This is a genomic window from Bacteriovorax sp. DB6_IX, assembly GCF_000447775.1.
GTDB lineage: Bacteria > Bdellovibrionota > Bacteriovoracia > Bacteriovoracales > Bacteriovoracaceae > Halobacteriovorax_A.
Window position 1 is genome coordinate 1 of record NZ_AUNJ01000136.1, and the last position, 9,852, is coordinate 9,852.

Sequence of the window (9,852 nt, forward strand, 5' to 3'; positions counted from 1 at the left end):
CGAAGGTTCCGAGAAAAAGGCCGAAATCATCCTCAATGCCAACTCTCAAAATCTTCTTGAGAAGAGCGAAGCATTTTGGAAAGACTTGGTCGAAAAGGCCAACGCCACTATCTTATCAAGTATTAGTAACGAATCTGTTAAGGCCTTTCTATTATCAGAGTCCTCACTCTTTGTTTGGAAAGATCGAATCCTACTTATAACATGTGGTCAAACAACACTTATCAATGCGATAAAATTCTTTGTTGAGAATTTAGGCGAAGAGCATATCGCACAGGTTATCTTTCAAAGAAAGAACGAGTACTTCTCACATATGCAGCCAACAACTTTCTATGATGATATTAAAGTTCTCGAAGAAAGATTTAATGGTGTTGCCTTTAGACTTGGTAATATGGATGACCATCATAATTTCATTTATCATCTAAAGAATGACTATTCTCCTGAATCGAACGATCACACATTTGAGTTTCTTATGTATGAGATTGATGAGAACGCCAGAAGTTTTCTAATGAGAGGAGATCTGACATCACAAGAAATTAGAGACTTCTTAAAACTCGACAAGATACTTCCTGGCTTTAAAATTGATGATTTCGTCTTTCAACCTTATGGTTACTCACTGAATGCCATTAAGGATGATCGCTACCTAACAATTCACATTACTCCTCAGGAAGTGAGTCCTTATGTCTCTTTTGAGTCCGATATCGACCTAAGAGAATTTGTCCCTACTCTTCTTGATGTCTTTGGACCAGTGGCCTACGACTTTATCGAATTTCAGCCATGTCACAAGAGACAGTGTGGTAAAGATACTCCAGAGGACTATAAGTTAAAGACAGAAGTTGAGACTCAACTTGATTGTGGTTATACTATGTATTTCTCTCACTTTTATAAAGCAAGAAAGGGCAAGCTTGCCCCATTTAAAATACTCTAAGAGGTAATTATGTATAGTGATTTATGGATCGAAGAAAAACATGAAGTCGGATACGGTATGAGATATAAAGTAGAGAATGTTCTCTACTCAAAGAAATCAGAATTCCAAACTGTTGATGTTGTCGAAACAAAGGGCCATGGAAGAATGCTTCTAAATGACGGACTTGTTATGGTAACTGAAAGAGATGAGTTTGTTTACCATGACATGATCACTCACGTTCCTCTCTTTGTTCACCCTAACCCAAAGAATGTTCTAGTCATTGGAGGTGGTGATGGTGGGACGGCCAGAGAAGTTCTTAGACACCCTGGAGTTGAAAAATGTACGATGGTAGAAATTGATGGTCTCGTGTGCGAGGCCTGTATGGAATTTATCCCGCAAACGGCTGAAGTTCTAAAGGGACACGACAAGCTAAATCTCATTATTGGAGATGGTGTTAAATTTGTAGAAGAAACAACTGAGAAATTTGATATTATCATAGTCGATTCAACAGATCCTATCGGACCTGCCGCGCCACTATTTGGGCCTGAATTCTATGGAAATGTCAAAAAGTGTCTTGCAGATAATGGAATCGTTGTCTCACAAGGAGAATCACCTTTCTTTAACGGAGACATTCAAAAGAGTATGCTGAAAGTTCTTAACGACGCCTTTGAGAAGACATTTATTTATAACTTCTCGAATCTCTCATACCCTGGTGGGCTCTGGTCATTTACATTTGCTTCAAATGGACTTGATCCTCTTAAAGACTTTGATGAGTCTAGAGTTGAAAAATCAGGACTTGATTTTCAATACTATAATACAGGGATTCACAAAGCGGCCTTTATGCTTCCAACTTTTGAGAAGAAGAACCTGGCCGGGCTTATTCAAAATCCATAGTCAAAAAATAGGAAGTAAGATGCAATACTGGCTCATGAAATCAGAACCTGACACTTTTTCAATTGATGATCTCTTCAATAGAAAGGGAAAGAAGGAACACTGGGATGGCGTGAGAAATTATCAGGCCAGAAACTTTATGCGTGATGAAATGAAAAAGGGTGATCAAGTCCTCTTCTATCACTCTAGCTGTAAAGTTCCTGGCGTGGCCGGTATTGCAACTGTCTGTAAAGAAGCCTATCCAGACCATACAAGTTGGGACCCTAAAAGTAGCTACTATGATCCCAAGTCTACACCAGATAACCCAAGATGGTTTATGGTTGATATCAAATTTTCTAAGAAGTTTAAAAGAGTTATCCCACTTAAAGAACTTAAAGAGCATGATGAACTAAGTGAGTTAAAGCTCTTACAAAAAGGCTGTCGCCTTTCAATCATGCCGGTCTCAAAAGAAGAGTACGACTTTATCAACTCACTTGTATAATTCTAGTCAAATTCTAAATTTGGTGGACGAATTTTTCTTTTGGAAATCTCACCTGAGGCCCATAAACTCCGCCCTCAGCTCTCTTTCCTGCACCAATGATCATCACCAAGTGCTGATGTCTACCAAGACCTAAAAGCTTTTTCACACGACACTCATCATAACCCTCCATCGGCAGAGAATCATGTCCTAGAGCGCGAAGAGAGAGCATAATATTTTCACAGGCCAGAGCTGTCGACTTCACTGCCCAAGTTTTAAGATCACTAGGCCAAACAGGACCACGTGCCATGACCTTAGTCAGTCCTATACCGTTTAGAAGTAGCCACTTGAAAGGAGATAAAATTCCAAATGGACCTATTAGACCATAGGCCGCTGGCGCAATTTTCTTATAGTACTGCTCAACAACAGCTGGAACTTCTTCTCCAGAATCACGAAAACCTTTTAGCATGAGTTCACAGTGCTCTTTCCAAGTATTTGTTCGAGCAACACATACAATTAAATGTGATGCTGTTTTCGCACCATTTTGAGAGAAACAATATCTTGCGAGTTCTTCCTTAATCTTTGGAGTTTTTACCACAAAGAATTCCCAAGGCTGAAGATTGGATGAATTTGGGGCCAATAAACCATGTTCAATGGCCTTGTCGATATCACTATCAGCAATAGGCTCATCTTTAAAAACACGCACAGAACGTCGACTTCTGAGGACCTTATCAAATTCCTCAAAGCTGACTTCTGCCGCAGGTTCGCTATATTGAATGTCTAATTTCTTTGTAAATACTGTTTCATTTTCTTTCATAAGAAAATGTTAGCAATAAGAGTCTAGAAGATAAAGAATTTTAGTCCTTGAAGAAATGTGCGTCCGGCCTCAGTATAGGAAAAAACCAAAAGAGCGAATGTCATCACAAGAGAAAGGCCAAAAAAGATACTAATGACCATTCCTGTAAGACCCATACGCATACGTAAACTTTGCTTAAAATAAAGATGCAGGTCTTCGGTCTTACTATGGGAAGAATCCTCTTCTTCAGTGGAGTGGATCTCGCCCCCGGCATGAATCTCATCTTCATGTCCATGAAGCTCAACTTCTCCTTGTGAGCCACCACCATCTAAATCAATTTGTGATAAATCTGCCATAAGATTCTCCTACAGTTACTACTATCGGAGAATCTTATTCTAAGCTTTATTAACCGATTTAAATATTCGGTTATACTCGTTTAGAATGCTCGGCATATTGCATATCAACCCCAAGAATATGACTGACAAGCCAGTTTTTAAGGAAGGCCACGAACTTCTTCTTATCAAGAGTTCCATCAAAGACTTGTTCTTGGAAACTACCAAATTTCGCCAACATATTCTCGTGTATCTTGCTATGGGCCTCGAAGTCAGGATACTGAACTCGTTGCATGAACTCCTCTTCATCCCTAAAGTGAAGAACAGTATAGTCTCTAAGATCGATGAAATTTTCTTCAATCAATTTCTGGTTTTCTTTATTTAATGACTTAACAAGTTTATTGATTTTAGCGATGAGTATCTTATGCTCATCATCCATCTCATTAACTCCAAGAAGAAACTTGTCATTCCACTTAAAATCAGAGAGCTCAATTTTTGGAGATGATCCATCCTTATAGACTTGAGAAAAAATTGATTCAAACTGCTTTTCAAGTTCGTTAAACTCTTCATTTAATGAAACAGAGATTTCAAAGGCCTGTCTTGAAACAAGAGTAGAGCGTTGGTTATTTTGTTCGAGAAGATTGATGGCCTTAGAAACTTCTTGGATCCCTATCGTTTGCTCATGAGATGCACTCGAAATTTCAGAAATCTTATCCGTCACAAGATTAACTCGAGTTGAAATATCCTCAAAAGCCGTGAGAGAATTTTCAACTTGTCCCTCACCTGATTCAATATTCTTCGTCGCATCTTCAACAAGCTCTTCTACACTCTTTGTCGTATCATCAACAATCTTATTAACTGTATGAAGTCCTTTTTCAAGCATTTCAGAGATTTCATCAGCGGCCTTACCACTCATAGTGGCCAAGGAACCAACCTCTTCCGCAACAACGGCAAAACCCTTCCCATGTTCACCGGCCCTAGCGGCCTCGACAGAAGCATTGAAGGCCAGAAGCTTGGTTTGAAAAACAATATCATTGATAACCTGAGTCTTTTCAGAAATATCTGAAATGACATTCTTAATTTCATCAAACTTTACATTATTTTCCTTCACGAATCTTTCGAACTCTAAGTTCCCCTCTTTAATTGTCGCAAAGGCAGTACGAAGCTCATTCATAATACGACTACTTTCTTGAACAGTACTAAGACACTGCTGTGTTTCTTTCTTAGACTCTTCTGTGAAATCTGTATTACGTTGAACCATAGCATTGATCTCATCCATAGCACTGACAGTTTGCTGTAAACCCTCAGCTTGCTCTAAAGCTCCTTCAGAGAGGTTACTACTTGTACTAGAGATTTGGTCTGAGACACCAGAGAGAGCATCAACTTTAGACTTGAGAACCAACAACATCTCATTGACGCTTTTTACGCGCAGGGCCTCTTTTATTAAAAAGACCATACTTATTAAGAAGCAAATTGCCCCAATAATAAGCATCAATAAGCTCTTATGCTCTTTAAGCATAAACCAGTTAACGGCCAACATCAGGTTGCTGACAAAGATCAAAGTTCCCACAATGATATAGTTCATATAGTTCTCCATAATTTACAATACTACTATGGTAAGACTATACCTGATCCAAGTCAAACACCTGATTTTATTGTCTTAATTTTAATTATACCTACTTCAAGTAAGTATAAGACTTTAAGCAATCCTCATAGAAATCGACTAACTTCACACCATCTCTTGGATTTATTAGACCGCGAGATATCTGATTATCAATCGCCTTCTTTACTGTAAAGGCCATATACTGAGGGTTGTATTGCATTGTCGAAAGAACGTCCGCTGCAGAAGAGCCACGGATAACTTCCTCAATGTAGAAACCTTTAGGATCACCTTCGTGAGCATAGACGTGTACTTCATTCAAGCGCCCAAAGAGGTTATGCATATCACCCATAACATCTTGATAGGCCCCAGTAAGAAAGATTCCTAAATAGTAAGGATTCCCATCCAACTGATGGACAGGGATTGTTTTCTTGATACCTTCATCGTAATCAATAAACTTATCCATCTTTCCATCACTATCACACGTGATGTCCACTAGAGAGCAGCGCTTAGAAGGCTGCTGCCCTAAACGATCAATAGGAACAACAGGGAGGATCTGATCGATGGCCCAGCTATCTGCGGCCGATTGAAAAATTGAGAAATTACAGAGATATTGCCCAGAGAGATATTCCTCAAGTTCCGTCTCTTGCTCAAAAGTAAATTCTTTATTAGAAACAATCTCCGCAACTTTCTTTAGGATACGCCAATAGATTGTTTCAATTTTGGCCCTTTCCACAAGACTCAGAATACCTAGTTTGAAGGCATTGAGTGAGTCTTCCTTAAGTTTAACAGCATCATTGTAAACCTCTTGCCAATTCTCATACTTATCAAGATCCTCTTCCACTTCTCGTATATTTGAGACAAGATGAGACTCACCTGTAATTTTCTTCGTATCAAAATTGACTGATGTAGTGTCGATCTCTCCGATAATATTAGTGATAACACAACTATGATGCGCAGTAAGAGCACGACCACTCTCTGTAATAATATTTGGGTGTGGTACATCTTCAAGATCGCAAACTTGTTTTAGTCCATAAACAATATCGGCCACATATTCATCTAATTTGTAATTGATTGAAGAGTCATTTGTTGATGCCGTCCCATCGTAATCAACTCCAAGACCACCACCAACATCAAAGTACTCAAGATTCACACCATACTGAAAGAGCTTACAATAGATACGGGCCCCTTCTGCAATGGCCTCTTTAATCGCCCTAATATCTGTGATTTGACTTCCAATATGAAAGTGAAAAAGCTTCAAGCAATCAAGAAGTTTATTCTCTTTAAGAAGTTCAACCGCATTGATAATCTCACTAATTGTAAGCCCAAATTTTGCCTTCTCTCCCCCAGAAGATTCCCATTTCCCACGACCTTTTACAGTCATACGAGAGCGGATTCCTATAATTGGCTCAACTCCAGTTTCTTTTGAAAGCTCAATTAACTTCACAAGCTCACTAAATTTTTCAACAACAACGACAATCTTACGTCCGAGTCTTCTTCCAAGAAGAGCGAGACGAAGATAATCTTCATCTTTATAGCCATTGAGTACAGTTAATGCCTTCTTATTTGTATTATAGGCCAAAACAGACATCAGTTCGGCCTTACTTCCGGCCTCTAGCCCAAAATTATAACGATGACCGGCCTCTACAATTTCTTCAACCACTTCTCGCATTTGGTTTACCTTCACAGGATAAACACCATAGAAGTGACCTTCATAATCGGCCTCATCGATAATATTATTGAAAGTACGGTTGATAGTTTTAACTTGTGATCTCAAAATATCATGAAAGCGAATAACAACAGGAAATCTTACTCCCTGTGAGAGCATCTCATCTATAACATCTTGGATGACAATTGTTTGCTCAGGAATTTCTCTCTTAGGCACAACAGCAAGCTGTCCACTCTCGTTAATCGTAAAGTGACCAGCACCCCACTTTGAAACTCCATATGTCTTGTCTGCATCATCAATTGTCCAGCTCATATTTATTGACTCCTAAAAAATTTGCCTCAATAAAGACGAAAAAAAACCCTTCGTCAAGAAGGGTTTAACTAATTATCACTATTACTAGTTAGTTACTCTTCTTGGCCTGTTTCTCTTCAGACTTGGTCTCATTAAGAACGATCTTACCTTTCATGGGAGCATGAAAGAGAGCGTACTCAATAGAGCTTTTAAAAATATTCCAGAACTCCTTATGTCTTCTATTATCACTAGAAGGAAGCTCTAAAGTATAGGTTGGAATATTTCTTTCGTTACCAGCATAGTTTCCTAAACTTCCAGGAAAGAATGGGTAGTTCTTAATTCTATATCCCTTGGCCTTCTTACTCATTTGTACAAGAAGGTTATTCGCTTCATGGGCCACATCATGGAAATTCTCTGTGGCCACAGTTGGACCATCATAATCTAAAATAGTTAGAGGTGCATGAACAGAGATGATCTTTGTCGGATTGTATCTCTTAATAAGGTTAACCTGAAAGAGTGTTTCTGGCTCAGAAATAGACTTCTTACCAGGGTTTCTTCTCTTATCTTTTCTATAACGATTAACCCAAACTTTATGGGCCTTAGAATTCCAATCTTTAGTAGGAAAGTTTCTGTTAACGTCAACTCCCCTAGCATTTGTTCTTGTTGGCCACTTCTTAAAGAATGAATCAGGGTTAGCAATTGGTACAACAACAATAAGGTTGTCCTTAAACTTCGATTCATCTTGCTCAAGATAGAGATGATGAAGAATATCAAAACAGAATTTTACAGGAGTGATTTCATCACCATGAACCCCACACAGAACCATTGTCATATTCTTAGGCTTAGCCTTGTGTTCGGCTTCATTTCCAAATGTTACCCACATAAGGGGATCACCCCAAACAGAGTTTCTGACATGATGCCAATGAAATGAATCACAACGGCTATGCCCCCAACCATAGTTGAGAAACTTCTTACTAATTTTCTTACAGAATTTCGAAACCTTGGTCGTGTTCTCAACCTTAGTAAACTTCTTAGGTAAGAGCACCTGTGGTTTTGGGATAACGACGTCCTTGGCCACCACATCTTTTACAGCGACATCCTTTGCAGGAGCTGTCACAGTCTTATCCTTGCGATCAATCAGACTCACTTTAGAACAACTAAGCAGTACTAGAGAGATCGTTAATATCTTTAAAGTATTTTTCATCATATTACATCCATTTTGTCTCTTCATTATATACAGGCACTTATTAAAATGGCATCATTTTTTTATGAAATTTCTTATCCTTACAATAAACCAAACCCTTGAAAGTATTGTTGAATTGACAAAGAAAATTGAGCATTATGGTGCCACGTATCAAGTCATCAATCCTTTCAATTACGATCATGATCAAATACTGAAGGAATCTTACGATGTCATCTTAAATCGTATCAGTGGGATAAGTTATGATGATTCTGATTTGGAGCTTCTCAAAAGATATAAAATCAAGTGGCCACGAACTCTTATCGTAAATGATCCCCACATCACGGCGATCCTCAGAGATAAAGCTCTCCAGGCAGAGCTCTTTCAAAAGATCGCCCTTGAGAGTATCCCAACTCTTGATCTCCAGGTCTGCTCGCAGATGGAGATTGAGACATTTACAAAATCAAATAGGGCCTTAAAATACCTCCTCAAGCCAATTCGAAGCAATCAGGCCAAGGGAATCATAAAGACAATCACTCCTCTTGAAGATTACCAGAAGCTTAGTTCGAACAAGGACACAAGATATATTCTCCAGCCACTTCTTTTAAAGCGAGCGGAGTGGAGAATCCTCGCGATAAATAATGTCATTATTGGAGTACTTAAAAAAACCCACAATGATCCAGAAGAATTACTCAATTGTGAGAAGGCCTCACTAGAGCATATCTCAGATGATAAAATCCCAGATAGATTATCAGAGTTTCTAAATGCCAAATTTTGGCAGTCCCCTTGCTCAATTCTCGCCTTTGATATTCTCGAGGATATTGAGGGGAAGTACCGTCTGATCGAGGTTAACAATGTTCCTGGCTTTAAGTACTTTGAAAAAACTACCGGGATTTCACCAGCAGAAATCCTAGTAACATGTATTTTCAATCACTTACGTTTCTAAAGCCCTACAAAAGTCATGCCGATAAATTTAATGTTTGATATGCAAAACTATTTTGTGTATACTCAAAGTCGAAGAGGTAAGCATGTACGTTTGTATTTGTAATGGTATCACAGAAGAAATGTTAGAGACTGCTCAAAAGCAGGGACTTAACGATAGAGAAATTCTCAACAGACTTGGGGTTGGGAACTCTTGTGGTGTTTGTGTGATCGACGCCTTAGACAGTATGAGGGCCAAAACAAAAACAGCTCAAACACAACAAAAACATACTGATTCAAAAAAGATTTCATAAAGTTAAACTACCGAAATTCCTAGACACTCATACCTTTCAGGCCTACAATTTCTAGAAGAGATTTAAGTAAGATTAATTCAAAAAAGGATCTTCTATATGAAAGGTAATCAGAAAATTATTGACGCTTTAAATAGTGTTCTTACAAAAGAGCTAACAGCAATTAACCAATATTTCCTGCATGCAAGAATGCTTGAGGACTGGGGGCTAGAGAGACTTGGGCACCTAGAATATAAAGCTTCTATTGATGAAATGAAGCACGCTGATGAACTAATCAAGAGAATTCTCTTTCTTGAGGGGCTACCGAATCTTCAAAAGCTTGATCGTATCAAAATTGGTCAAAATGTTCAGGAGATCATCGAGTGTGATCTTGAAGTTGAATATGCTGCCGTTCCACATCTTAAAAAGTGTATTGAGCTCTGTGAGAAAGAACAAGACTATGTTACGAGAGAGCTATTTACAGATATCCTAGCAAGTGAAGAAGAGCACGTTGACTGGCT

11 protein-coding genes are annotated in these 9,852 nt (G+C 38.6%); 6 read left to right on the forward strand and 5 right to left on the reverse strand.

The window, feature by feature from the left end; all coding sequences use genetic code 11:
* The 3 genes from M901_RS04195 to M901_RS04205 all read left to right on the forward strand — a co-directional run.
* Positions 1–925, forward strand: a 925-nt coding sequence (locus M901_RS04195; RefSeq protein ID WP_021276947.1) for an adenosylmethionine decarboxylase, incomplete at its 5' end; no start/stop codon positions are given.
* 9 nt (positions 926–934) lie between these two features.
* A complete protein-coding gene (gene speE / locus M901_RS04200; protein ID WP_021276942.1) occupies positions 935–1,798 on the forward strand; it encodes a polyamine aminopropyltransferase in 864 nt (287 codons plus the stop codon).
* Positions 1,799–1,817: 19 nt separating this feature from the next.
* A complete protein-coding gene (locus M901_RS04205) occupies positions 1,818–2,276 on the forward strand; it encodes an EVE domain-containing protein (RefSeq protein WP_021276951.1) in 459 nt (152 codons plus the stop codon).
* A 13-nt stretch (positions 2,277–2,289) separates the two neighbouring features.
* Here M901_RS04205 and M901_RS04210 read toward each other — a convergent pair whose 3' ends face one another.
* The 5 genes from M901_RS04210 to M901_RS16240 all read right to left on the reverse strand — a co-directional run bounded on the left by M901_RS04210 (position 2,290) and on the right by M901_RS16240 (position 8,147).
* On the reverse strand, positions 2,290–3,069 hold the full coding sequence (locus M901_RS04210; RefSeq protein WP_021276949.1) for a nitroreductase family protein: 780 nt from the start codon (positions 3,067–3,069) through the stop codon (positions 2,290–2,292).
* Positions 3,070–3,092: 23 nt separating this feature from the next.
* A complete protein-coding gene (locus M901_RS04215; protein WP_021276950.1) occupies positions 3,093–3,404 on the reverse strand; it encodes a hypothetical protein in 312 nt (103 codons plus the stop codon).
* 70 nt (positions 3,405–3,474) lie between these two features.
* A complete protein-coding gene (locus M901_RS04220; RefSeq protein ID WP_021276946.1) occupies positions 3,475–4,965 on the reverse strand; it encodes a bacteriohemerythrin in 1,491 nt (496 codons plus the stop codon).
* A gap of 91 nt (positions 4,966–5,056) precedes the next feature.
* A complete protein-coding gene (gene speA / locus M901_RS04225; protein ID WP_021276944.1) occupies positions 5,057–6,961 on the reverse strand; it encodes a biosynthetic arginine decarboxylase in 1,905 nt (634 codons plus the stop codon).
* A gap of 88 nt (positions 6,962–7,049) precedes the next feature.
* On the reverse strand, positions 7,050–8,147 hold the full coding sequence (locus M901_RS16240) for a M14 family murein peptide amidase A (RefSeq protein ID WP_053335817.1): 1,098 nt from the start codon (positions 8,145–8,147) through the stop codon (positions 7,050–7,052).
* Positions 8,148–8,208: 61 nt separating this feature from the next.
* On the opposite strand from M901_RS16240, the gene M901_RS04235 reads away from it, so the two are divergent.
* The 3 genes from M901_RS04235 to bfr all read left to right on the forward strand — a co-directional run.
* Entirely contained in the window at positions 8,209–9,066 is an 858-nt protein-coding gene (locus M901_RS04235) for a RimK family alpha-L-glutamate ligase (protein WP_034720253.1), read from the forward strand.
* An 82-nt stretch (positions 9,067–9,148) separates the two neighbouring features.
* Positions 9,149–9,355 (forward strand): (2Fe-2S)-binding protein, encoded by a 207-nt coding sequence (locus tag M901_RS04240; protein ID WP_021276943.1) that lies wholly within the window; start codon positions 9,149–9,151, stop codon positions 9,353–9,355.
* Between the two features lie 96 nt (positions 9,356–9,451).
* Positions 9,452–9,852, forward strand: a 401-nt coding sequence (gene bfr, locus M901_RS04245) for a bacterioferritin (protein WP_021276941.1), incomplete at its 3' end; no start/stop codon positions are given.

What these genes read in the sequence shown, in the direction of transcription:
- M901_RS04205 (WP_021276951.1), top strand. Translation starts at nt 1,818, where the DNA reads ATGCAATACTGGCTCATGAAATCAGAACCTGACACTTTTTCAATTGAT.
- speA (WP_021276944.1), bottom strand. Translation starts at nt 6,961, where the DNA reads ATGAGCTGGACAATTGATGATGCAGACAAGACATATGGAGTTTCAAAG.
- M901_RS04220 (WP_021276946.1), bottom strand. Translation starts at nt 4,965, where the DNA reads ATGAACTATATCATTGTGGGAACTTTGATCTTTGTCAGCAACCTGATG.
- M901_RS04235 (WP_034720253.1), top strand. Translation starts at nt 8,209, where the DNA reads ATGAAATTTCTTATCCTTACAATAAACCAAACCCTTGAAAGTATTGTT.
- speE (WP_021276942.1), top strand. Translation starts at nt 935, where the DNA reads ATGTATAGTGATTTATGGATCGAAGAAAAACATGAAGTCGGATACGGT.
- M901_RS16240 (WP_053335817.1), bottom strand. Translation starts at nt 8,147, where the DNA reads ATGATGAAAAATACTTTAAAGATATTAACGATCTCTCTAGTACTGCTT.
- M901_RS04210 (WP_021276949.1), bottom strand. Translation starts at nt 3,069, where the DNA reads ATGAAAGAAAATGAAACAGTATTTACAAAGAAATTAGACATTCAATAT.
- M901_RS04215 (WP_021276950.1), bottom strand. Translation starts at nt 3,404, where the DNA reads ATGGCAGATTTATCACAAATTGATTTAGATGGTGGTGGCTCACAAGGA.
- M901_RS04240 (WP_021276943.1), top strand. Translation starts at nt 9,149, where the DNA reads ATGTACGTTTGTATTTGTAATGGTATCACAGAAGAAATGTTAGAGACT.